General features: G+C 72.8%; 18 protein-coding genes and 1 pseudogene. 10 read left to right on the forward strand and 9 right to left on the reverse strand.

What is annotated here, in order from left to right:
- From DSZ44_RS18485 to DSZ44_RS17680, 3 genes and pseudogenes are all read left to right on the forward strand, one after another.
- Positions 1-1,721 (forward strand): annotated as a pseudogene (locus DSZ44_RS18485) (hypothetical protein); the annotation flags it as partial.
- 137 nt (positions 1,722-1,858) lie between these two features.
- Entirely contained in the window at positions 1,859-2,545 is a 687-nt protein-coding gene (locus DSZ44_RS17675; protein WP_110853949.1) for a response regulator transcription factor, read from the forward strand.
- A 6-nt stretch (positions 2,546-2,551) separates the two neighbouring features.
- Positions 2,552-3,874: a sensor histidine kinase gene (locus tag DSZ44_RS17680; protein WP_110853950.1), complete on the forward strand. Its 1,323-nt coding sequence runs from the start codon at positions 2,552-2,554 to the stop codon at positions 3,872-3,874.
- A 227-nt stretch (positions 3,875-4,101) separates the two neighbouring features.
- Here the strand turns inward: DSZ44_RS17680 and DSZ44_RS17685 are convergent, their stop codons facing one another.
- Positions 4,102-4,617, reverse strand: coding sequence for a GtrA family protein (locus DSZ44_RS17685; RefSeq protein WP_258369709.1), 516 nt, complete (start codon positions 4,615-4,617; stop codon positions 4,102-4,104).
- Between the two features lie 33 nt (positions 4,618-4,650).
- On the opposite strand from DSZ44_RS17685, the gene DSZ44_RS17690 reads away from it, so the two are divergent.
- From DSZ44_RS17690 to galE, 3 genes are read left to right on the forward strand one after another with little or no spacing between them, the layout of a single operon-like run.
- Positions 4,651-5,814 (forward strand): 5-(carboxyamino)imidazole ribonucleotide synthase, encoded by a 1,164-nt coding sequence (locus DSZ44_RS17690; protein WP_258369710.1) that lies wholly within the window; start codon positions 4,651-4,653, stop codon positions 5,812-5,814.
- A 17-nt stretch (positions 5,815-5,831) separates the two neighbouring features.
- A complete protein-coding gene (purE, locus tag DSZ44_RS17695) occupies positions 5,832-6,353 on the forward strand; it encodes a 5-(carboxyamino)imidazole ribonucleotide mutase (protein ID WP_110853953.1) in 522 nt (173 codons plus the stop codon).
- 56 nt (positions 6,354-6,409) lie between these two features.
- Positions 6,410-7,384: a UDP-glucose 4-epimerase GalE gene (gene galE / locus DSZ44_RS17700; protein WP_110853954.1), complete on the forward strand. Its 975-nt coding sequence runs from the start codon at positions 6,410-6,412 to the stop codon at positions 7,382-7,384.
- A gap of 107 nt (positions 7,385-7,491) precedes the next feature.
- On the opposite strand, the gene DSZ44_RS17705 is transcribed toward galE, so the two are convergent.
- Positions 7,492-11,598: a phosphodiester glycosidase family protein gene (locus DSZ44_RS17705; protein WP_258369712.1), complete on the reverse strand. Its 4,107-nt coding sequence runs from the start codon at positions 11,596-11,598 to the stop codon at positions 7,492-7,494.
- 222 nt (positions 11,599-11,820) lie between these two features.
- Here DSZ44_RS17705 and DSZ44_RS17710 point away from each other — a divergent pair, with 222 nt between their 5' ends.
- A complete protein-coding gene (locus DSZ44_RS17710) occupies positions 11,821-12,231 on the forward strand; it encodes a CoA-binding protein (protein ID WP_110853955.1) in 411 nt (136 codons plus the stop codon).
- A 9-nt stretch (positions 12,232-12,240) separates the two neighbouring features.
- Here DSZ44_RS17710 and DSZ44_RS17715 read toward each other — a convergent pair whose 3' ends face one another.
- From DSZ44_RS17715 to DSZ44_RS17730, 4 genes are all read right to left on the reverse strand, one after another.
- Positions 12,241-13,500, reverse strand: coding sequence for an LCP family protein (locus tag DSZ44_RS17715; RefSeq protein WP_110853956.1), 1,260 nt, complete (start codon positions 13,498-13,500; stop codon positions 12,241-12,243).
- A gap of 121 nt (positions 13,501-13,621) precedes the next feature.
- Entirely contained in the window at positions 13,622-14,821 is a 1,200-nt protein-coding gene (locus DSZ44_RS17720) for an LCP family protein (protein ID WP_110853957.1), read from the reverse strand.
- A gap of 21 nt (positions 14,822-14,842) precedes the next feature.
- Positions 14,843-15,283, reverse strand: a complete 441-nt coding sequence (locus DSZ44_RS17725; RefSeq protein WP_181424713.1) for a DUF2304 domain-containing protein — start codon at positions 15,281-15,283, stop codon at positions 14,843-14,845.
- A 10-nt stretch (positions 15,284-15,293) separates the two neighbouring features.
- Positions 15,294-15,974 carry a glycosyltransferase family 2 protein gene (locus tag DSZ44_RS17730; RefSeq protein WP_258369715.1) on the reverse strand — a complete coding sequence of 227 codons (681 nt, stop codon included), beginning with the start codon at positions 15,972-15,974 and terminating at the stop codon, positions 15,294-15,296.
- 308 nt (positions 15,975-16,282) lie between these two features.
- Here DSZ44_RS17730 and DSZ44_RS17735 point away from each other — a divergent pair, with 308 nt between their 5' ends.
- The 3 genes from DSZ44_RS17735 to DSZ44_RS17745 are packed head-to-tail and all read left to right on the forward strand — an operon-like array spanning position 16,283 to position 18,977.
- Positions 16,283-16,876: an acyltransferase gene (locus DSZ44_RS17735; protein WP_110853959.1), complete on the forward strand. Its 594-nt coding sequence runs from the start codon at positions 16,283-16,285 to the stop codon at positions 16,874-16,876.
- Complete coding sequence (locus DSZ44_RS17740) at positions 16,873-17,976, forward strand: DegT/DnrJ/EryC1/StrS family aminotransferase (RefSeq protein ID WP_110853960.1); 1,104 nt, start codon at positions 16,873-16,875, stop codon at positions 17,974-17,976. The genes DSZ44_RS17735 and DSZ44_RS17740 overlap by 4 nt, the downstream gene beginning before the upstream one ends.
- Positions 17,976-18,977 carry a Gfo/Idh/MocA family protein gene (locus DSZ44_RS17745; protein ID WP_110853961.1) on the forward strand — a complete coding sequence of 334 codons (1,002 nt, stop codon included), beginning with the start codon at positions 17,976-17,978 and terminating at the stop codon, positions 18,975-18,977. The genes DSZ44_RS17740 and DSZ44_RS17745 overlap by 1 nt, the downstream gene beginning before the upstream one ends.
- 235 nt (positions 18,978-19,212) lie before the next feature.
- On the opposite strand, the gene DSZ44_RS17750 is transcribed toward DSZ44_RS17745, so the two are convergent.
- The 3 genes from DSZ44_RS17750 to DSZ44_RS17760 form a co-directional block, all read right to left on the reverse strand.
- The gene (locus DSZ44_RS17750) at positions 19,213-20,082 is read right to left on the reverse strand and encodes an Fpg/Nei family DNA glycosylase (protein ID WP_110853962.1); all 870 of its coding nucleotides are present in this window, start codon (positions 20,080-20,082) and stop codon (positions 19,213-19,215) included.
- A 301-nt stretch (positions 20,083-20,383) separates the two neighbouring features.
- A complete protein-coding gene (rfbB, locus tag DSZ44_RS17755) occupies positions 20,384-21,373 on the reverse strand; it encodes a dTDP-glucose 4,6-dehydratase (RefSeq protein WP_110853963.1) in 990 nt (329 codons plus the stop codon).
- A gap of 34 nt (positions 21,374-21,407) precedes the next feature.
- Positions 21,408-22,040 (reverse strand): UDP binding domain-containing protein (locus DSZ44_RS17760; RefSeq protein WP_146237606.1); only part of this gene is annotated, 633 nt, incomplete at its 5' end.

Consider the following 22,040-nt stretch of genomic DNA (forward strand, 5'->3'; position numbering starts at 1 on the left):
AGCACGGGGACCGTATCGAGCTGCTCCACATCAAGGACGCCACGGGTCTGGGCGGCAACATCGCGTTCACCAACCTTGGTGAGGGTGAGGTGCCGTTGCAGGAGATCCTGGCCGCCGCCCAGGAGGCGGACATCGCGCTGTACGTCATGGAGTACGACGTCGCGCCGCAGGGTGAGGACTTCGTGGAGACCGGGTTCGAGTACCTCACCGGCCAGGAGGCCGGGGAGGAGGGCTCGCGGCCGGTGGAGGTGACGCCCGCGGCGGTGACCTTTGCCGACGAGGACGGCACCGAGGCGGACACGTACACGGTCCCGTGGAGCGTGGGCGTGGAGTACCTCATCGACGGTGCGGTCGTGGAGCCGGGCGAGCAGGCCGGTACCGGGACCGTCACGGTGACGGCGCGCGCGCTGGAGGGCTTCGTGCTCGCCGACGACGCCACCGACGAGTGGACGCACACCTTCTCCGAGGACGGCGGTGAGCCGGACCTCGTCGAGGTGACGCCCGCGCCGGTGACCTTCACCGACGAGGACGGCACCGAGGACGACGTCTACACCATCCCCGCTGTCGAGGGCGTCGAGTACGTCGTCGACGGCGCGGCCGTCGAGGCCGGCGAGTACGACGGCACCGGCACGGTGACCGTCACGGCCCGCCCGGCCGAGGGCTACGTCTTCCCCGACGACGCCACCGACGAGTGGACGCACACCTTCTCGAACGAGGGCGGTGAGCCGGAGCTCGTCGAGGTGACCCCCGAGGCGGTCGTCTTCGCGGACGGCCCGGGATCCGAGAACGACACGGTGATGATCCCGTCCGTCGTCGGGGTCGAGTACCTCGTCGACGGCGAGGTCACGGCTGCCGGGACGCACACCGCGTCGGGAACCGTCACGGTCGTCGCCCGCGCCCTGGACGGCTACGTCCTGGCCGAGGGTGCCCCGGCGCAGTGGGTCTTCACCTTCAGCACCGACGGTGGGCTGCCGCCCGCGCCGGACCGCCGCACGGCGGAGTTCCACCTGTCCAACAGCTGGGCCGGGTCCACGGACGTGCACTTCATGTACGGCCGCTGGGCCGACGAGGTGCTCATCGGTGACTGGGACGGCGACGGCAAGGACACCATCGCGGTGCGTCGTGGGAACCGGTTCCACGTGTCCAACGCCCAGCAGGGCGGGGACGCGGACACCGTCATCACCTACGGGCGTCCTGGTGACGTCATCCTCGTGGGTGACTGGGACGGGGACGGCACGGACACCTTCGCGGTGCGCCGCGGGGCCGAGTACCACGTGAAGAACTCCCTGACCGGTGGGGACGCCGACGCGGTGTTCCACTACGGCCGGGAGAACGACGCGGTCATGGTCGGTGACTGGGACGGCAACGGCACGGACACCTTCGCGGTGCGCCGTGGCGCCACCTACCACGTGAAGAACTCCCTGACCGGCGGGGACGCCGACACGGCGTTCACCTACGGCCGGCCCGCCGATGTCACCCTCGCCGGTGACTGGGACGGCGACGGTCGGGACACCTTCACGGTGCGCCGCGGCGCCACCTACCACGTGAACAACGCGCTGCGTGGCGGGGCCCCGGACACCGTCGTGACCTTCGGTCGCGCGGGTGACGAGGTGCACGTGGGTGACTGGGACGGCAACGGCACCGACACCCTCGGTGTCCGCCGCCCGGTCGGCCCGGCGCCCGTCGCCAAGGAGGTGGGCAGCACCGCCAAGCTGGGCTGATCCTCCCCGCTGAACGCCGACAGCCGGGTTCCCGCCACGCGGGGATCCGGCTGTCGGCACGTCCGGAGGCATCGAAGGAGTCAAACGTCGGTGTGCACTTGGCACACCGTTGCGGAGAACCCTTTACGATGGCAGGCGTGACCAACGTACTTCTTGTCGAGGACGATCCGGCGATCGCCGAGCCGCTGGCCCGCGCACTCACGCGTGAGGGCTACGACGTGCGAGCTTTCAGCACGGGTCAGGGGGCGATCGACAACTCCTCCGGCATGGACCTCATCGTGCTGGACCTCGGGCTGCCGGACATGGACGGCCTGGACGTCGCCCGCTGGGTGCGCAGCCAGGGGATGACCACCCCGATCCTCGTGCTCACCGCGCGGGCGGACGAGGTGGACCTCGTCGTCGGCCTCGACGCCGGCGCCGACGACTACGTGACCAAGCCCTTCCGGCTCGCCGAGCTGCTCGCCCGGGTGCGGGCGCTGCTGCGCCGCGCCGGGGGCGAGCTCACCGACGAGGACGAGCTCGAGGCGCAGGACGTGCGGGTCGACGTCGCCGCCCACCGAGCCTTCCAGGGCAACCGCGAGCTGCAGCTGACGGCCAAGGAGTTCGAGCTGCTGCGCGTGCTCGTGCGCGAGGCGGGCTCCGTCGTCGCCCGTGACGCGCTCATGCGCGAGGTGTGGGGCTCGGACCCCACCGGCTCGACCAAGACGCTCGACATGCACGTGTCCTGGTTGCGCCGCAAGCTCGGCGACGACGCGAACGACCCCCGCTACATCACCACCGTGCGCGGCATGGGATTCCGCTTCGAGACCTCCGGCGAAGGCTGAGGCGGCGTGCGTCGTCGTGCAGTGACGATGACGCTCGTGGCGGTCACCGTCGCGGTCCTGCTCCTCGGGGTGCCGCTCGCCGTCTTCGGCGGGCTCATGATCTGGGACTCCGAGCGCGCCACGCTGGACCTGCGAGCGGTCTCGTTGGCGCGTTCTGTCGAGCGCCGTGTCTCCAACGGGGAGGAGCTCGACGACGCGATGCTCTCTGCGTGGGTGGGCGGCGACAGCAACCTCGAGGCGCGCATCGTCGTCCAGGACGCTCTCGGGCGGCCCTTCGTCGCGGGCCCTGACATCGAGGGGCGCGTCGTGCGCTCGTTCGAGACCACCCCCAGCGGGGCCTCCGTGCTGATGGAGGTCCCCGCTGCGGAGGTGCAGTGGATGGTCGCGCGCGTCGTGGCGCTCGTCGTCGTCGCGGCGGTGGTCGCGCTCGGCGTGAGTGTCCTCGTCGCGCGGCGGCAGGCCCGCAAGCTCGCGGCGCCGCTCATCTATCTCGCGGCCAGCGCCGAGCAGATCGGCTCCGGACAGGTCCGACCCCACCTGCGCACGTCGGGCATCGAGGAGATCGACCTCGTCGCCGCCGAGCTCACGCGCACCGGGGACCGTCTCGCGGGGCGGCTCGCGGCCGAGCGGCAGTTCGCGGCGGACGCCTCCCACCAGCTGCGCACGCCACTGGCCGCGCTGTCGATGCGGCTGGAGGAGATCCAGGCGATCGCCTCGGACGACGACATCGCGGAGGAGGCCCGCATCAGCCTCGAGCTCGTCGAGCGGCTCACCGGCGTCGTCGACGACCTGCTCCGCAACTCCCGGCAGGCGGGTGGCGGGACCACCGAGGCGCTGCGCCTCGAGGACGTCTTCGCCCAGCAGGCAGAGGAGTGGGCGCCGACCTTCGCTGCGGCCGGCCGCGACCTCAGGCTGCCCGACAGCACCGACCTCGCGGTGCTCGCGACGCCCGGCGCGCTCGCCCAGGTGCTGTCGACGCTGCTGGAGAACTCCCTCAAGTACGGCGAGGGGGCGACGACGGTGAGAGCGCGGTTCTCGGCCTCCGAGCACGGGGTGGTCATCGAGGTGGGTGACGAGGGACCGGGCGTGTCCGACGACCTCGCCCCCGACATCTTCGAGCGCTACGTCACCGCGGGGAAGGGGACCGGCCGCGGCCTGGCCCTGGCCCGTGACCTCGTCGCCGCCGACGGTGGACGGCTGGAGCTGGCGCAGCGCCGCCCGCCCGTCTTCGCGATCTTCCTGTCCGCGGTGCCGAAGACCTTCGACCCCGCCGTCGTCCTCCCGCAGGGTTCCCTCGTGAGCATGGGCCGCCGCCGCCGTCGCTGGTGACCCCAGCCCGCCCACCCCGCCCGCCCACCCACCCGCCTACCCACCCGCCGACAGCTGAGTTGTTCCTCAGCACCTCCCTCGCCGACGGCTGAGTTGTTCCGACGAAGGACCAGGCCGGGGCACGGTCGCCGTGCCCGTGGCGCGGTACCGAGCGCACGTGGTCGGCGAAGGGCCGAGTGGGTCCTGTAACAACTCAGCGCTCGGCGAGGGGGTGGATGGGGCGGGGGTCAGCGGGAGGTGAAGACCACGTGGCGGTAGCAGAAGTACCGGAACAGCGTCCCGAGCGCGAGGCCGACGCCGTTCGCCGCGATGTTGTCCGCCAGCGGTGAGGTGAAGCCCAGGACGTAGTGCGAGACGCCCAGCGTCCCGACGGCGAGGAGCATCCCGCCGGCGTTGACGAGGAGGAACCACACGAGCTCGCGTCCCCGCTGCTCGCGGCGCGAGGCGGCGAACGCCCAGTACCTGTTGCCGAGCCACGACACGAGCGTGGCGACGACGACGGACAGCACCTTCGCCGTCAGCGGCTTGTCGCCCAGCATCTCGCCCGGGCCGAAGCGCAGCAGGTTCATCAGGCCGACGTCGACGACGAAGGCCACCCCGCCGACCGTGCCGAACTTGAGCATCTCGATCGCCCGATGGCGCCAGCGCAGCCACCGGGCACCCGCCGCCACCCGGGTGCCGACCGCCTCGCGGTCCTCCCGGCTGCCGGTGGGCAGCTCGGCCGCGGTGTGGGACGAGGTCACCTTGCCAGCGTACCGGCAGTAGGCTCGACGACCGTGGCAGCAGTGGTGGCAGTCGTGGGAGGCGGGCAGCTGGCCCGCATGATGCAGCAGGCGGCGATCGGGCTCGACGTCCACCTGCGCGTCCTGGTGGAGGCGGCCGACGGCGCCACCGGCCAGGTGGTGCCGGACGCGCCCGTGGGCCGCGCCGACGACGCCGGCGCCGTGCGTGGCATCCTCCCCGGCGCCCGCGTGCTCACCTTCGAGCACGAGCACGTCCCCGGCGAGCTGCTCCGCCAGCTCGAGTCCGAGGGTGTCGCCGTGCGTCCCGGTTCGCAGGCCCTGCGCCACGCCCAGGACAAGATCGTCATGCGCACCGCCCTCAGCGAGCTGGGCGTCCCGTGCCCCCGCTGGGCGGCCGTCCGTACCCGCGAGGAGCTCGCCACCTTCGGCGACGCGACCGGCTGGCCGGTTGTCGTCAAGACCGCCCGCGGCGGCTACGACGGCAAGGGCGTGCGCGTCGTCGCCGCCGCCGACGACGCCGGGGACTGGCTCGACGCCCTCACCGGCGAGGACGCTCTGCTCGCCGAGGAACGCGTCCCCTTCACCCGCGAGCTCGCCGTCCTCGTCGCGCGCCGCCCGAGCGGCGAGATGCGCGCGTGGCCCGTCGTCGAGACGGTCCAGCGCGACGGCGTGTGCGCCGAGGTGCTCGCCCCCGCCCCGGACCTGGACCCCGACCTCGCGGCCGCCGCCGTCGACGTCGCCACGCGCATCGCCGAGGGCCTCGACGTCACCGGGGTGCTCGCCGTCGAGATGTTCGAGTACCCGAGCGACGACGACGGCGGCCCGCGGATCGCCCTCAACGAGCTGGCGATGCGCCCGCACAACTCCGGCCACTGGACCATCGACGGCGCCGTGACGAGCCAGTTCGAGCAGCACCTGCGCGCGGTGCTCGACCTGCCGCTGGGCCCGACCGACCCGAGGGCGCCGGTGAGCGTCATGGTCAACCTGCTCGGCAGCCGGCTGCCCGACCCAAGCGCCGCGCTGGGCGAGGTGCTGGCCCGTTGCCCGGGCGCGCGCGTCGAGCTGTACGGCAAGGAGGTGCGGCCCGGGCGCAAGCTCGGTCACGTCACGGTCTACGGTGAGGACCTCGAGTCCGTCCGGGCCGAGGCACGCACTGCCGTCGCGCTGCTGCGCGGCGAGGACGAGCACGCGGGCTGAGCGAGAGGGAGATCGGGATGGACGTCGGGATCGTCATGGGGTCGGACTCGGACTGGCCCGTCATGGAGGCCGCCGGGGACGCGCTGGAGGAGCTGGGCGTGACCTTCGAGGTCGACGTCGTCTCGGCCCACCGGATGCCCGACGCCATGCTCGCCTACGGTCGTGAGGCCGCCGAGCGCGGCCTGCGCGTCATCATCGCCGGGGCGGGCGGCGCCGCCCACCTGCCCGGCATGCTCGCGGCCGTTACCCCGCTGCCGGTGATCGGCGTGCCCGTGCCGCTGCGCCACCTGGACGGCATGGACTCCCTGCTGTCGATCGTCCAGATGCCGGCGGGCGTCCCGGTCGCGACCGTCTCGATCGGCGGGGCGCGCAACGCCGGCCTGCTCGCCGCGCGCATCCTCGGCGCGGGGACGACGGACGCCGACCTCCAGCTCCGGGCGCGGATGGTCGACTTCCAGGAGAACCTGCGCCAGCAGGCGCAGGACAAGGGGGCGCGGCTGCGCTCCAGCCGCAACCACAGGCCGGGCTTCTCCGCCTGATCGAACCTGTTCGGATTTGGTAGACCGCGGGTGGGCGCTGCGGGTAGCCTGAGCGCATGAGCATCATGGTCACCGGCGGAGCCGGGTACATCGGCGCGCACGTCGTCCGGCTGCTGCTGGAACGGGGCGAGGACGTCGTCGTCGTCGACGACCTGTCGACCGGTCGTGAGGACCGCGTCGGGGAGGCGACCCTCGTCGAGCTCGACGTCGCCGCCGGCGACGCCCAGCAGCGGCTCGAGCTCGTCATGGACGAGCGCGACGTCGACGGCGTCATCCACTTCGCCGCCCGCAAGCAGGTGGGCGAGTCGGTCCAGCGACCGGCCTGGTACTACCAGCAGAACGTCACCGGCCTGGCCAACGTCCTCGCCGCGATGGAGACGGTGGGCGCGGGCCGTCTGATCTTCTCCTCGTCCGCGGCCGTCTACGGCATGCCGGACGTCGAGGTCGTCACCGAGGACACGGCCCCGCAGCCGATCAACCCCTACGGGGAGACGAAGCTCGTGGGGGAGTGGCTCATCGCCGACGCCGAGCGCGCCTGGGGGCTGCGCTCGGCCAGCCTGCGCTACTTCAACGTCGCGGGCGCCGGGTGGGCCGACCTCGGCGACCCCGCCGTCCTCAACCTCGTCCCGATGGTCCTCGACCGCCTCGCCCGCGGCGAGCGACCGACCATCTTCGGCGACGACTACCCCACGCCGGACGGCACCTGCGTGCGCGACTACATCCACGTCCTCGACCTCGCCCACGCCCACCTCGCGGCCCTCGACCGGCTCGGGCAGGGCGAGGAGCGGGTCTTCAACGTCGGCACGGGGGAGGGTGCGTCGGTCGCCGAGGTCATCGCCGCGATCGGCAGGGTCTCCGGGCTCGACGTCACGGCCGACGTCGCCGAGCGCCGGGCCGGCGACCCGCCCCGGCTCGTCGCCTCCGCCGACCGGATCGGTGCGGTCCTCGGGTGGAGGGCCCAGCACGGGCTGGACGACATCATCGCCAGCGCGTGGGAGGCCTGGCAGGCCGGCCCTCGCCGCATCGGCTGACCCACAGCGCACGCGGTCTCCGTACGCCGACAGCCGGACCCCTCGACGAGGGATCCGGCTGTCGGCGTCTGGAGGGCGGGTGCCCCGCCCGTGTGGCGTTCTCGGGGTCAGGCGGGGCGGCGGACGCCGATGGTGTCGGTGCCGTTGCCGTCCCAGTCGCCCACGTAGACCTCGTCGCCCGCGCGTCCGAAGGTCACCACGTGGTCGGCGTCGCCGCCGCGCAGGGAGTTCTTCACGTGGTACGTCCGCCCCCGCTGGACGGCGAAGGTGTCGGTGCCGTCCCCGTCCCAGTCGCCCGCGAGGGTGACGTCGTCCGCGCGGCCGTAGCGGATGACGCGGTCCGCGTCGCCCGCGGTGACCGAGTTCCGCACGTGGTAGTCGGCCCCGCGACGGACCGCGAGCGTGTCGCGCGCGTCGCCGTCCCAGTCGCCGACCATGACGTCGTCGCCCGCCCGCCCGTAGCGGAAGGTGACGTCGGCCTGGCCGCCGCGCAGGGAGTTCTTCACGTGGTACTCGTTGCCGCGGCGCACCGCGAAGGTGTCGGTGCCGTCCCCGTCCCAGTCGCCCACGAGGATGGTGTCCCCGGGCCGGCCGTAGGTGAGGACGGCGTCGGCGTCACCGCCGCGCTGGGCGTTGGACACGTGGAACACGTTCTCGCGGCGCACCGCGATGGTGTCCGTGCCGTCGCCGTCCCAGTCACCGATGAGCACCTCGTCGGCCCAGCGGCCGTACATGAAGTGCACGTCGGTGGACCCGCGCCAGCTGTTGGACAGGTGGAACTCCGCGGTGCCCCGGCTCGGCGGGGGGTCGACCGGCTCCTCGCCGTCGTCGCCGACGACCTCGACCGGGACGGTCCGGGTCGCGTCGTTGACGGCGAGGGTGACCTCGACGCTGCCTGTGCGCAGGCCGGTGAGCTCACCGGTCCGCGGGTCCAGGACGGCGACGGCGTCCTCGGGCGCGTCCGCGACGGCGCCGACGTGCACGCCGTCGGAGCCGCTCCACGCCCAGCTCATCGGCCAGGCGAGGCCGAAGGTGCGGGTGTCGTCCTGGGTGACCTGCGCGTCGAGGATGAGGGACTCACCGGCCTCCAGTGGCGCCTCAGGCGCGGTGACAGCGAGCTCGTCCACGCGCGTCTGCACCTCGACCGACAGCCACGGGTCCTCGGTGTCCTGCCAGCGGCCGGCGTCGGGCTCGACGCCGAGCATCGTCCAGCCGGTGAAGCCGCCGTTCGCGGGGGTCGAGGACGGGCTCTTGCCCGCGTTGCCGTTGATGACGTACGGGACGCCGTCCACCCGGGAGACGTCGAAGACGCCGACGTGCGCCCCGACGTGCGCGACCGACTTCCCGGTGCTCGCCCGCCAGTCCGCGAGCCACTGGTCGATGAGCTCGGCCTCGTGGCGGTCGGTGAGCTGACTGTTCTTCGTCGGCAGCGGGTCGTTGGTCGGGTGGTGGCTGACGACGAGGACACCGGTGACCGCGTCGTCCTCGGCGGCGTCGTCGAGCTGCTCACGGAGCATCCGCACCTGCGCGAAGTCGGCAGCCAGCCGCCCGGTGGCCGAGCTGAGCGTGATGATGCGTGTGCCCTCGAGGTCGCGGACGCCCGACGTGTCACCGAACTCGGCGACGAAGTTGTCGATGGAGGCGCCCATGACCTCGTGGTTGCCCGGCACGTAGGTCCAGGGGAAGTCGGCCTCGCCGAGCTCCTCCTCGATGATCGTCCGCGCGAGGTCGAAGTCCTCGGGCGCCGCCTCGTCGACGAGGTCGCCGTTGATGACGAGCAGGTCCGGGTCCTCGGCGACGATCTCGCGGAAGGCGTCGCGCGCGCCCTCGACGGCGCCGCTGCCCGGGTCGGCCGCGACGAACTGCGCGTCGGACATGACGGCGACGCGCAGGTCGTCGTCGTCGGTCGCGCCCGTGGGCACGACGAGCGGGTCGGTGACGCGCTGCGTCGTCGGCGCGGGGACGCCCTCGGGCGGGAGGTAGGCGTAGATGTCGGAGAAGCCGACCTCACCGGTGTACTGCTTGGCGGCGACCGTCTCGAGGAGGCGGATCCGCTCGAGGGTCAGCGGCGTCTCGAAGGACGGCGGGACGACGAAGTCGACACGCTGCCAGCCCTCCCACGTGACGTGGAGGGACTGCGAGCCGCCCGGGCCGTCGATCCAGCCGACGACGCCGTTGGCCTGACGCACCTGCAGCCGCAGGAGGGAGCCGTTGCCGTCACCGTTCACCCACAGGGACAGCTTCTGGGGGCGACCGGGGATCTCGATCGCGCCGCCGGGCGCCACGGCGTACTGGCCGCGCGTGCCGGTCGACTGGGTGAAGTCGTAGGTCATCCGCAGGCCGCTGCCGCCGTCGTGGCCCTCGCCGGCGGTCACGGTGCCGCCGGGGGCACGGTCGTGCGCGGAGGTCCACGCCTCGGCCTCGGTGAGGTCGTCGATGACACGCAGCTCGAGCGGGACCGCGACGACGACCTCCACCTCGGCCTCGCCGACGGCGAAGGTGAGGGTCGTCGACCCCTCCGCGCCGGTGGCCGTGACGAGGAAGGCGCCCGTGGCGGTCGGCTCGACGCTGAACGTCTCGGGCGCCGGGTTGGTGACGGTGACGTCCCGCGCCTCGACGGGCGCGGTGAAGCCCTCGCCGTCGTGGCCCGTGAGGACGAGCTCGGCGGTGGAGCCCTCGGTCTCGAGGTTGAGGACCGACTCCGAGGCGCTGAGCCGGGCGAGCGGGCCCAGCACCTCGACGTCGACCTCGCCGGTGGCCTCGCCGGTCGCGGCGGTGATGGTCGCGTGGCCGGGCTGCTCACCGCGGACGACGCCGTCGCTCACCGTGGCGGCACCGGAGCCGGCGGTCCAGGTCTGCGGGGCGGCGTCGACGGGGGAGAGGGTCTCGTCGTGGCCGAAGGCCGTGAGGGTGCGGTGCAGGCCGGGGAAGACGCGCGTGGCGTCGTCGCCGGTGGTGAGGGTCTCGAGGCGGTAGCCGGTGAGCTCGCCGGAGCCCGGGGTGGCGAGGAAGAGGCCCAGGCCGTTGGCGTCGTCGCGCTCGTAGCCGTCCGAGGGGCTGTTGCGGACGGTCGTGCCCTGGCTGCCCGGCTCGCGGGCGTTCAGCTGGGAGGAGCCGCCGCCGTCGAGGTTGAGGGCGTCGTGGGCGCCGAGGTCGAGCATGAACTGGCCGAGCTCGCTCAGGGACAGGCCGCGGGAGGTGGCCTGCCGCCCGTCGACGACGGCGAGGTAGGCGGTGGCACCGTCCTCGCTGAAGCCGACGGCGGTGCGCGGGTGGCGGGTCGTGCTGTACTCACCGCCGGCGCTGCCGACGACACCGTCGGCCAGGACCGGCGGCTCGCCCTCGGGCTGGCCACCGACGGCGACGCGGACGTCGTCCTGGTCCAGGGCGTAGCTCACGGTGACCTCGGCGCCGGGCTCGAGCGCCGCGAGGGCGTCGGCCGCGTCGCCGGGGCGGGCGACGACGGCCTGCACGCCGTCGGCCAGCTGCCCCTCACCGGGCTCGCCGACGGCGGTGACCCGGCCCTCGGCGTCGAGGAGCACCTCGACGCCCGTCTCGCCGGCCGCGAGGGTGCGGGCACGCGTGTAGTCGCCCCACTGGCTCGTGTAGACGGTGACGCCACCCGCGGGGGCGGCGAAGAGGTTGACGCCGGCGAGCGGGAGGCTCGTGCCCGGCAGCTCGACGGTGCCCTCGAGCAGGAGCCGTGTGACGCGGCCCAGGCCGTCCTCGTCGAAGGCGACCGACTGGCCACGGCCGGGGTTGGCGGACTTGAGGACGCCGTCCTCGGCGTCGACCGCGAAGCCGGCCGGCGCCCAGGAGTTGTTGATGTCGAAGAAGTCACCGTTGACGGCGGCGACGGCGCCTGCGCGCTCGGCCATCTCGGTCACGGTGGCGCCCTCGGTGAGGGTGGGCGGGGCGATGTGGTCGGCCCGGATCGAGTCGCCGAGCTCGGCCTTGAGGACGTTGACCTGGAGCCAGCCGTCGACGTCGAGGCGCTCGAAGCGGACGTGGTCGAGCCCGGGGGCGACGACGGTGTGCTCGACGTCGGTGACGATGGCGGCGCCGTCGTCGTCGAGCCGCATGCCGGCGACGACGACGGGTTCCGGCGCGGTCTGCGCGGCGGCGGGCCCCGCGGTGATGAGGCCCCCGGCCAGCAGCGCCGCTGCGGTCGCGGAGGCTGCGAGCCTCCGGGGGACGGACGTGAGTGGTGACACGCTTCCTCCTGGTCTGCGATGACGGCCGGCGGCAGCGCGCCCCCCGGCGTGACGGCCCTCACCATATTGGGCAATGCTTGACGCGGGCAACGGTCTGGAGAAAGAACTTTCCATGCTGCTGACCCGCGGCGGGGACGCTACGGAACCCGCCTGAACCGGCGGTGAACCGGCGATGACCGGCGGGCGCCGGAATGTCCCTGCAGGCGGGGGCGTTGGCCCGGTATGAGCCACCGCAACGACCCCGCCGTCATCGAGCGACTCCTGCGGACCCCCGGCCGCTGGGCCGTCGTCGGCCTCTCGAGCAACCGGGCGCGCACGGCTTACGGGATCGCGTCCTACGTCCAGGACCTCGGCATGGAGATCGTTCCGGTCCACCCGCGCGCTGAGAGCGTCCACGGGGCGCAGGGCTACGCACGGCTCGCCGACGTGCCCGGCGACATCGACGTCGTCGACGTCTTCGTCAACTCCTCCCTCGCCGGCGGCGTGGTCGACGAGGCGATCGCGGCGGGAGCGAAGGCGGTGTGGCTGCAGCTCGGCGTCGTCGACGAGGCGGCCGCCGCGCGCGCCACGGCCGCCGGGCTCGACGTCGTCATGGACACCTGCCCGGCGATCGAGTACCCCCGCCTCGCCTGACGGGGGCGGCTACTCGAAGTCGGCCTCGGTGAGCTCGCCGGCGGCGAGACGCTCGAAGAAGTCCGGGGCGCGGTCCGGGTCGAGGAGGACCGTGGAGCCGACGCCGCCGGGCTGGTAGTTGAGATCGGCGATCGGCGGCGGGCCGATGAGACCGTCCGCCCCCGTCGCGGACCGGAAGGCGAGCGCCATCCGGCCGAGGTCGATGATGCCGGTGTCGTCGTCGACGACGATCGCACTGAGCGCGGAGTCGATGAGCCCGACGTGCCCGCGCGGGTCGAGGATCGTGCTCGGCGTCGCGACCTCGGAGATGATCGAGGAGACGAGCTGGCGCTGCCGATCGGTGCGTCCGATGTCGCCCTCGGGGTCGGAGTAGCGCATCCGCGCGAAGGCGAGCGCGGTCTCGCCGTCGGCCGGGTGGCAGCCGGCCTCCCACACGAGGTCGCTGCGCCAGTCGTCGACGTCGTAGTCCAGGCACAGCTCCACCCCGCCGACCGCGTCGACGACGTCGCGCACCCCGGCCATCCCGATCTCGACGTAGTGGTCGACGGTGAGGCCCGTCAGCCCCTCGACGGTCTCGACGAGCAGCTCCGGGCCGCCGTAGGAGTAGGCGGCGTTGAGCTTGGCCGCCCCGTACCCGGGGATGTCGGTGTAGGTGTCGCGCGGCAGGGAGACGAGCGCGGCCGGCCCGGACGCCGGCTTGTGGAGCACCATGATCGTGTCCGACCGCTGCCCCTCCGTCGCGTCGTCCGCGGCGCCGTCGGCCCGGGAGTCCGAGCCGGCGAGGAGGTAGGTGGTGCCCGGCGTGTCCGCCGCGCCGGACAGCGCGGAGACGTGGGAGATGCGCCCGTTGGCCCACCACAGCAGCCCGATCGGCCAGGCGAGGAGGAGCACGAGCAGGACGACGACGACGGCGGCCACCCAGCGGCCGCGGCGGCGCCGCCTCCGGGGGGCGGGCGCGGGCTGGCGCTGCGGCTCCGCCCGGCGCGGGGGAGTGGCAGCCTCCGCGGGCGTGGACGTGCGGGGGGCGTAGGCGGCGGGCCGCTGCGGGGCGGCGCCCTGGGCGTCGGCACGGGACGGCTGGGCCGTCCGTGGCGGCTGCGAGGTGGGCTGGGCCTGGCCGTGGACGGACCGGCGCTCCGGCCCGGCGGGTCGGGAAGTGGGCATCGCGCGGGTGGCGTCGCTGCCGCCGGCGGGCGGGGCGCCGACCGGCCGGGCGCCGCGGGCGTCAGGCCGCGGGGCTGAGCCGCCGGGCGCGAAGCTCGGGGGCATGCTGGGCTCGTCCGGCCGTGGCCGGCGTCCGCGCGCCCGAGGTCCGTCCTGACTCATCTCACTCCCGCCTGTCCGTGCTGGGCCAATGTAGTGCGCCCGCGTGCGTGCGTGTGGGAGGCGCTCAGGGGCAGATCGGCGTCTCGGTGGGCTCGGGATCCGCCGTGACCGGCGGCTCGTCGGTGGCCGGCTCCTCGGACTCCCCGGTCTCCTCGTCCGACGGCTCCTCGGTGGGCTCCTCCCCGGCCGCGTTGAGCGCGCCCTGGATCGGCTCGTCGTCGCGCAGGGCCGCCCACAGCTCCTCGGCCTCCGGGGCGGGGACGACCCGGTTGCCGGCGGGCAGGTGAGGCATCGTCTCGAAGACGATGTTCTCCAGGTCGATCTCGCGGATCGAGTACGCCAGCCCGGCCATCGTCGGAATCGAGCCGAGGTCGGTGCCGGTGGTGAGCGTGGAGGTGGCGGCGTCGAGGAAGCGGTAGAGCTTGGGCAGGTCGGTGAGGAGGTTCTTCGACAGCGCCTCGCGGGCGATGGCGGCGACGAGCTCCTGCTGCCGGCCGATGCGGTTGATGTCCGAGCCGCCCGTCAAGGTGTAGCGCGCGCGGGCGAAGCCGAGGGCCTCGCGGCCGTCGAGCACCTGCTCGCCCGCCTCGAGCTGGACCTTCGCCTTCGGGTCGTCGATGGGGTCCGGGATGCACATCGGCACGCCGCCCAGGGCGTCGACGACGTTGATGAAGCCGGCGAAGTCGACGATGACGAAGTCGTCGATGAGGACGCCGCTGAGCTCCTCGATCGTGCGCATCGTGCACGCGGCCGCCGCTCCCGGCCCGCCGCCGTCGGCGCCCATGGCGAAGGCCTTGTTGAACATCGTCTCGTAGCGCGGCTCGGTCCAGCTCCCGTCACCCATGCGGCACGAGGGGATGGTGACGAGGGAGTCACGGGGGATGGACACGACCTCCACGCGGTCCCGCTCGGCAGAGATGTGGACGATCATCGTCGTGTCCGAACGCTGGCCGGCCTCCGGCGTGGTGCCGTACTCGCTGTTGACGTCACCGGTGCGGTCGTCCGAGCCGAGGACGACGATGTTGATGTCCTCGCCGGACGCAGGGTCCAGCGGTGCCGGCTCGCCCTCCCCGGCGGCCGTGGGGCGCTCACCGAGGTAGTCGTCGATGTCGTGACGGTCGATGTTCGTCTGGATGTCGTTGTACGCGATCGCCAGGGTGCTCGTCCCGAACAGGACGACGCTCAGCGCGGCGAGGCCGGCGCCGCGCGCCCAGCGGGAGGGGCGGCGGTGGGATGCGGCGTGGCGCGGGGTACGGACAGACACAAGTGTCGATCTTAAGGCCGGTCAGCCGTCTGCTGGCGGCAACGCCGTGCGGTGATCGTGGAGGGATTGTGCAGGAGCGTCCGTCGGGGCCGCTCGCGGACCCTCCGGCTCACCGGCGGCGGCCTCCAGCCGGGAGCGGGTGAGGGCCAGCTCACGGGTGAGGACGGTGATCCGGCGCTCGAGCTCGCCCAGGCGCCGGTAGCTCGTGGCGATGAAGGAGAGGAAGGCGATGACGAGCGCGTACAGGAGCAGGTCCGCTCCACGCCCGACCCCCACCCGCCTGGCCAGCCAGGTGAGCCAGTCGGGGAAGATCACCGAGGTCGCGGCCACGGCGACGAAGCCGACGAGCAGGATGCGCCGGATCGCCTGGTGGCGGGCGTTCGCCGTCGTCCGCGTGAGCAGGGCGGCGACGATGCCGACGCCGACGAGCAGGATGACCTGGATGACGATCTGGTCGGACATGGGGCTCCGGTCAGCGGAAGACGAGGTCGACGAGGATGTTCACCGAGTTGAGCAGGGACTGGCCCTTGGCGCGGGAGTAGTCGGTGTAGAGCAGGTGCACGGGGTGCTCGGCCCACGGTAGCCCGGTGCGTCCGAGCTGGGCCACGATCTCCGTCGCGTGCGCCATCCGGTCCTGCCGCAGCTCCACCTGCTCGGCGGCGTCCCGGCGGATGACGCGCAGCCCGTTGTGCGCGTCGGTCAGGCGCAGGCCGGTGCTCCGGTTGGTCACCCACACCGCGAGCTTGAGGACGATGCGCTTGAGCAGGCCTGGGCGCGTGCGGCGGTCGAGGAAGCGCGAGCCGAAGACGACGGCGAGGTTCTCCTCCCGGGCGCGGCGCACCATCTCGACGGCGTCGGTCACCTGGTGCTGGCCGTCCGCGTCGAACGTGACGAGGTAGGTGGCGTCGGTGCGCGAGAGGACGAAGTCGATGCCGGTCTGCAGGGCCGCGCCCTGGCCGAGGTTGAGGGGGTGGCGCACGACGACGGCGCCCGCCTCCCGCGCCCGCTCGGCGGACTCGTCCGCGCTGCCGTCGTCGACGCAGACGACGTGGGGGAAGGTCGCTCGCGCCTGCGCGACGACGTCCCCGACGACGGCGGCCTCCTGGTAGAGCGGGACGACGAGCCACGCGTCGGTCACCGGCGTCGCGCTCATGCCCCCCATTGTGGCAGGGCGCCGCCCCCCGCCCCCAGAGCTCTTGTCGCCGAGAGCGCACTTGTCGCCGGCAGCGCACTTACCGCCGAGAGCGCACTTACCGCCGACAGCGCACTTGTCGCCGACAGCGCACTTACCGCCGACAGCTCACTTGTCGCCGGCAGCGCACTTACCGCCGACAGTGCACTTGTCGCCGAGAGCGCACTTGTCGCCGAGAGCGCACTGAGCGCCAGCGGGTCCCGACCCGCCGTCGCCCCGCTCCGTTAGCCTGGGTCCAGCGCTGCGCCACGGCAGCAGGGAAGGGACGCATGACCGCACGGATCACCGACACCGCCGACGTCGCCCCGGACGCCCAGATCGGCGACGGTGCCAGCGTCTGGCACCTCGCCCAGGTCCGTGAGGGCGCGGTCGTCGGCGAGGGCTGCGTCGTCGGTCGCGGCGCCTACATCGGCACCGGCGTCCGGATGGGACGCAACTGCAAGGTGCAGAACTACGCGCTCGTGTACGAGCCCGCCGAGCTCGCCGACGGCGTCTTCATCGGCCCGGCGGCCGTCCTCACCAACGACACCCACCCGCGCGCCATCAACGCCGACGGCTCCCTCAAGTCCGCCGAGGACTGGCAGCCCGTGGGGGTGACCATCGGGACCGGCGCCGCCATCGGTGCCCGCGCCGTCTGCGTCGCGCCCGTGACGATCGGGGCGTGGGCCACGGTCGCGGCGGGCGCCGTCGTCACCCGCGACGTCCCGCCCCACGCCCTGGTCGCCGGGGTCCCCGCCCGTCAGATCGGCTGGGTGGGCCACGCCGGCCGACGGCTCGAGCCCGACGGCGACCAGCTGCGCTGCCCGGCCACCGGCCGGTGCTACGAGATCCACGACGACGAGCTTCGCGAGGTCCCCGCATGAACCAGCCCCTCATCCCCGCTGCCAAGCCCCTGATCGGGGAGGAGGAGCGGGCTGCTGTCGACGCGGTGCTGCGCTCGGGCATGGTGGCCCAGGGGCCGCAGGTGGCGGCCTTCGAGGAGGAGTTCTCGGCCGCGTTGGTCGGCGGACAGCGGTGCCAGGCGGTGAGCTCGGGCACGGCGGGCCTGCACGTGGGTCTGCTGGCCTGCGGGATCGGCCCGGGTGACGAGGTGATCGTCCCGTCCTTCACGTTCGCGGCGACGGCGAACTCGGTGGCTCTGACGGGCGCGACGCCGGTGTTCGCGGACATCGACCCGGACACGTTCTGCCTGTCGGCGGACTCGGTGGCGGCGGCGGTGACGGAGCGCACGCGGGCGGTGATGCCGGTGCACCTGTACGGGCACCCGGCGGACATGGACGGCATCGGTGCGGTGGCCGCGGAGCACGGGCTGGAGGTCTTCGAGGACGCCGCCCAGGCGCACGGGGCGAGCCTGGACGGGCGTCTGGTGGGCACGTGGGGCCGGTTCGCGATGTTCTCGCTGTACCCGACGAAGAACATGACCTCCGGTGAGGGCGGCATGGTGTCGTGTGCGGACGAGGAGGTCGCCCGGCAGGTGCGGCTGCTGCGCAACCAGGGCATGGAGCGGCAGTACGCGAACGAGGTCGTGGGCCTGAACGTGCGGATGACCGACATCCACGCGGCGATCGGGCGGGTGCAGCTGGGCAAGCTGGCGGGGTGGACCGCGCAGCGGCAGGCGAACGCGGCGTTCCTCGACGTTCACCTGTCCGGTGTGGTGACCCCGCCGGTGAAGGCGGGCGCGGTGCACGTCTACCACCAGTACACGATCCGCGTGGAGGCGGCCGAGCGGGACCGGATGGTCAGCGCGCTGCGTGAGGAGCACCAGGTGGGCACGGGCGTGTACTACCCCACCCCCTCCCACCGGCTGTCCTCCCTGGAGCGGTACGTCCCGGCGGTGGACATGTCCCAGACCGAGCGGGCCGCGGGTGAGGTGATCTCCCTGCCGGTCCACCCCTCCCTGTCCCAGGGTGATCTGGAGCGGGTGGCGGCGGGCGTCAACGCCGTCGCCGGGGCGGGCGCGTGATGACGACGACGACGCGTGGCCCTGTGCGGGTGGGCCTCATCGGGCTGGGGTCGATGGGCCGCCACCACGCCCGGGTGATCCGGGCGACGCCGGGCGTGGAGCTGGTGGCGGTGGCCGACCCGGCCGGTGACACCTACGGGGTGGCCGGTGGGCTGGAGGTGCTGCCCGACGTCGAGGCGCTCATCGCCGCGGGGATCGAGGCGGCGATGGTGGCCGTGCCGACGGTCTACCACGAGCAGGTGGGCCTGACGCTCGCCGCGGCCGGGGTCCACACGATGATCGAGAAGCCCATCGCGCACACCGTGGAAGCCGGACGCCGGGTGGCCCGCGCGTTCACCGACGCCGGCCTGGTAGGCGCGGTGGGCTACGTGGAGCGGTGCAACCCGGCGGTCATGGAGCTGCGCCGCCGGCTGGCGGCCGGTGAGCTGGGACAGGTGTACCAGATCCAGACACGCCGCCAGGGCCCGTTCCCGGCGCGGATCTCCGACGTGGGCGTGGTCAAGGACCTCGCGACCCACGACGTCGACCTCACCGCGTTCATCGCCGGCAGCGCCTACCGGCAGGTGGCCGCGCAGGTGACCCACCGCTCGGGCCGTGAGCACGAGGACATGGTGCTGGCCACCGGCGTGCTGGAGTCCGGGGTCATCGTCAACCATGTCGTCAACTGGCTCTCGCCGATGAAGGAGCGCACCACCGTGGTCACCGGTGAGCGCGGGGCGTTCGTGGCCGACACGATGAGCGGGGACCTCATCTTCTACGCCAACGGCACCGTCCCCACGACGTGGGACCGGGTGGCCCACTTCCGTGGGGTCACCGAGGGCGACGTCGTGCGCTACGCCCTGCCCAAGCGCGAGCCGCTCGCCGTGGAGCAGGAGAACTTCCGCGACGCCGTCCTGGGCAACGGCGTGGACATCGTCACCATGGACCAGGGCGTCCACACCCTCAGCGTCATCGAGGCCATCCTCACCGCGGCCCGAGAGGGGACGACGGTCTCCCTCTGACCGCCCCCAGTCGCGCCGAGAGCTGAGTTGTTCCGTCACCGTTCCCGCGCCGAGAGCTGAGTTGTTCCGCCGCCGTTCCCGTGCCGAGAGCTGAGTTGTTCCGTCACCGTTCCCGTGTCGAGAGCTGAGTTGTTCCTCGATACGGCGCCTGCGGCGTTGGGGACGCTGGAACAACTCAGCGCTCGGCGGGGTGGGTGTTGCTGGGTTCCGCGCTCGGGGTGGGGTGCGTCCGGCGTCAGCGCAGGAGCTTGGACATGCGGCGGTCTGCCAGGAGCTTGCCGCCCGTCTGGCACGTGGGGCAGTACTGGAGGGAGGAGTCGGCGAAGGACACCTCGGCCACGGTGTCGCCGCACCGTGGACACGGCTGTCCTGCGCGCCCGTGCACGGCCATGCCCGAGCGCTTGACGTCCTTGAGCTCGGCCGCCTCCCGACCCACCGCCGCGGCGATGGCGGCCTCCAGCACTCCGGCGATGCTCCCGTAGAGGTGGTCCCGGGCGTCGGCGTCGAGGGTCCGGGTGAGCGCAAAGGGGCTGAGCCGGGCGGCGTGGAGGATCTCGTCGGAGTAGGCGTTGCCGATGCCCGCGATGGCGCCCTGGTCCCGCAACAGGCCCTTGACCTGCTGGTTCCTCCCGTCGAGCAGCTCGTCGAGGAGCTCGCGGGTGAAGGCGGCGGAGAGCGGCTCCACGCCGAGCGTCGCGATCCGCTCGACCTCGGCGGGATCACGGACGAGGTGGATGGCCAGACTCTTCTTCGTGCCCGCCTCGGTGAGGTCGAAAGTGCCCTCGTCGAGGACGACACGCGCCGCGAGCCCGGACTTACCCGCCCGGGGCATACCGGCCGGCGCCTTCTCGTGCCAGCGCACCCACCCGGCCCGGGCGAGGTGGAAGACGAGGTGGAGCTCGCCGTCGGGGGTCGTCGCGGTGAGGTCGAGCCACTTCCCGTGCCGGGACGCGCCGGTGACGGTCGCCCCGACGAGCGCCGTCGGCGGCGGGGCGTAGGTCTTGAGCGCCGGGAAGGACGTGACGTGGAAGGCGCGCACCACGCGGCCGGTGGTGCGGGTGGCGAGCACCTGCACCAGGGCCTGCACCTCCGGCAGCTCGGGCACCCGAGAAGTCTGTCAGAGCGTGCTGCGCGACGACAGTGTTCAGCAGCCGTCGGTCGTTGACAACTCTGCTGTCGGTGACAACTCTGCTGTCGGTGACAACTCTGCTGTCGGTGACAACTCTGCTGTCGGTGACAACTCTGCTGTCGGTGACAACTCTGCTGTCGGTGACAACTCTGCTGTCGGTGACAACTCTGCTGTCGGTGACAACTCGGCTGTCGGTGACAACTCTGCTGTCGGTGACAACTCGGCTGTCGGCGGGTGGGGAGGCGGCGGGAGGGGACGGCTGCCGGGCCGGCTGCGGCTACTGGCCGGTGGCGGCGTACTTGGCCTCGACGGCGTCCTTCTGGGGGCGCCACCAGGCTTCGTTGTCGCGGTACCACGCGATGGTGTCGGTCAGGCCGGCGCGGAAGTCGCGGAAGCGGGGCTCCCAGCCGAGCTCCTCGCGCAGCGGGCCGGAGTCGATGGCGTAGCGCATGTCGTGGCCGGGGCGGTCGGCGACGTGGTCGTAGTCGCCGGGGTCCTTGCCCAGGAGCTCCAGGACGAGCTCGACGACGGCCTTGTTGCTCATCTCCCCGTCGGCGCCGATGAGGTAGGTGCGTCCCACCTGGCCGCGGTCGATGATGTCCCACACGGCGGCGTTGTGGTCGGCGACGTGGATCCAGTCGCGCACGTTGAGGCCCGCGCCGTAGAGCTTGGGGCGCCGCCCGTCCAGGACGTTGGTGATCTGGCGGGGGATGAACTTCTCGATGTGCTGGTAGGGCCCGTAGTTGTTCGAGCAGTTCGACAGGGTCGCGGCCACGCCGAAGGAGCGGACCCAGGCCCGCACGAGCATGTCCGAGCCGGCCTTGGTCGAGGAGTACGGGGAGGAGGGGTTGTAGGGGGTGGTGGCGGTGAACTTCGCCGGGTCGTCCAGCTCGAGGTCCCCGTAGACCTCGTCTGTGGAGATGTGGTGCAGGCGGGTGCCGTGGCGGCGCACCGCCTCCAGGACCGTGAAGGTGCCCACGACGTTGGTGTGGACGAAGGGCCACGGGTCGTTCAGGGAGTTGTCGTTGTGGGACTCGGCCGCGAAGTGGACGACGACGTCGGCCTGGGCCACGAGCGGGTCGACGACGTCGCGGTCGGCGACGTCACCCTCGACGAGCTCGACGTCCAGCCCGGCCAGGGACTGGCGGCTGCCGGCGTAGGTGAGCTTGTCGAGGACGGTGACCTGGGCGTCGGGACGCTCGGTCAGGGTCTGGCGGACGAAGTTGGCGCCGATGAACCCGGCACCACCGGTCACGAGCACGCGCACGGGGGCTACTCCTTGGTCGGTCGGACGAGAGCGGTCAGGGTCGGCCCATGCCGTGGTAGGTCCAGCCGGCGGTGCGCCACTGGGTGGGGTCCAGGACGTTGCGGCCGTCGATGATGACGGGGCGGTGTGCGAGGTCCTTGATGGTGGTGGGGTCGAGGTCGCGGAACTGGCGCCACTCGGTGAGCAGGAGGGTGATGTCGGCGCCGGTGATGGCCTGTTCGGCGGTGTCGGCGACGGTGTAGGGGTGGTGGTCCTGGGCGGCGAGGATGGGGCCGGCCTGGGGGTCGGTGACGGTGACGTGGGCGCCGGCCTCGGCGAGACGGTGGGCGATGTCCAGGGCTGGGGAGTTGCGCATGTCGTCGGTGTCGGGCTTGAAGGAGGCGCCCAGGACGGCGACCTTCTTGCCGGCGACGTCGCCCTCGAGGAGGTCGGTGGCCAGGGTGATGACGTGGTCGCGGCGGCGGTCGTTGATGGAGTCGACCTCGCGCAGGAAGCCCAGGGCCTCGTCCACGCCGAGCTCCTCGGCGCGGGCCATGAAGGCGCGGATGTCCTTGGGCAGGCAGCCCCCGCCGAAGCCGACGCCGGCGCGCAGGAACTTGTGGCCGATGCGGTCGTCGTGGCCGATGGCGGCGGCGAGCTGGGTGACGTCGGCGCCGGTGGCCTCGCA

Origin of the sequence: Georgenia satyanarayanai (assembly GCF_900116375.1) — a bacterium.
Classification (GTDB): Bacteria; Actinomycetota; Actinomycetes; order Actinomycetales; family Actinomycetaceae; genus Oceanitalea; species Oceanitalea nanhaiensis.

Bases quoted from the DNA above. Each gene is read 5' to 3' on its own strand.
- purE (WP_110853953.1), top strand. From the start codon at position 5,832: ATGGACGTCGGGATCGTCATGGGGTCGGACTCGGACTGGCCCGTCATG.
- galE (WP_110853954.1), top strand. From the start codon at position 6,410: ATGAGCATCATGGTCACCGGCGGAGCCGGGTACATCGGCGCGCACGTC.
- DSZ44_RS17710 (WP_110853955.1), top strand. From the start codon at position 11,821: ATGAGCCACCGCAACGACCCCGCCGTCATCGAGCGACTCCTGCGGACC.
- DSZ44_RS17715 (WP_110853956.1), bottom strand. From the start codon at position 13,500: ATGCCCCCGAGCTTCGCGCCCGGCGGCTCAGCCCCGCGGCCTGACGCC.
- DSZ44_RS17725 (WP_181424713.1), bottom strand. From the start codon at position 15,283: ATGTCCGACCAGATCGTCATCCAGGTCATCCTGCTCGTCGGCGTCGGC.
- DSZ44_RS17730 (WP_258369715.1), bottom strand. From the start codon at position 15,974: ATGAGCGCGACGCCGGTGACCGACGCGTGGCTCGTCGTCCCGCTCTAC.
- DSZ44_RS17735 (WP_110853959.1), top strand. From the start codon at position 16,283: ATGACCGCACGGATCACCGACACCGCCGACGTCGCCCCGGACGCCCAG.
- DSZ44_RS17740 (WP_110853960.1), top strand. From the start codon at position 16,873: ATGAACCAGCCCCTCATCCCCGCTGCCAAGCCCCTGATCGGGGAGGAG.
- DSZ44_RS17745 (WP_110853961.1), top strand. From the start codon at position 17,976: ATGACGACGACGACGCGTGGCCCTGTGCGGGTGGGCCTCATCGGGCTG.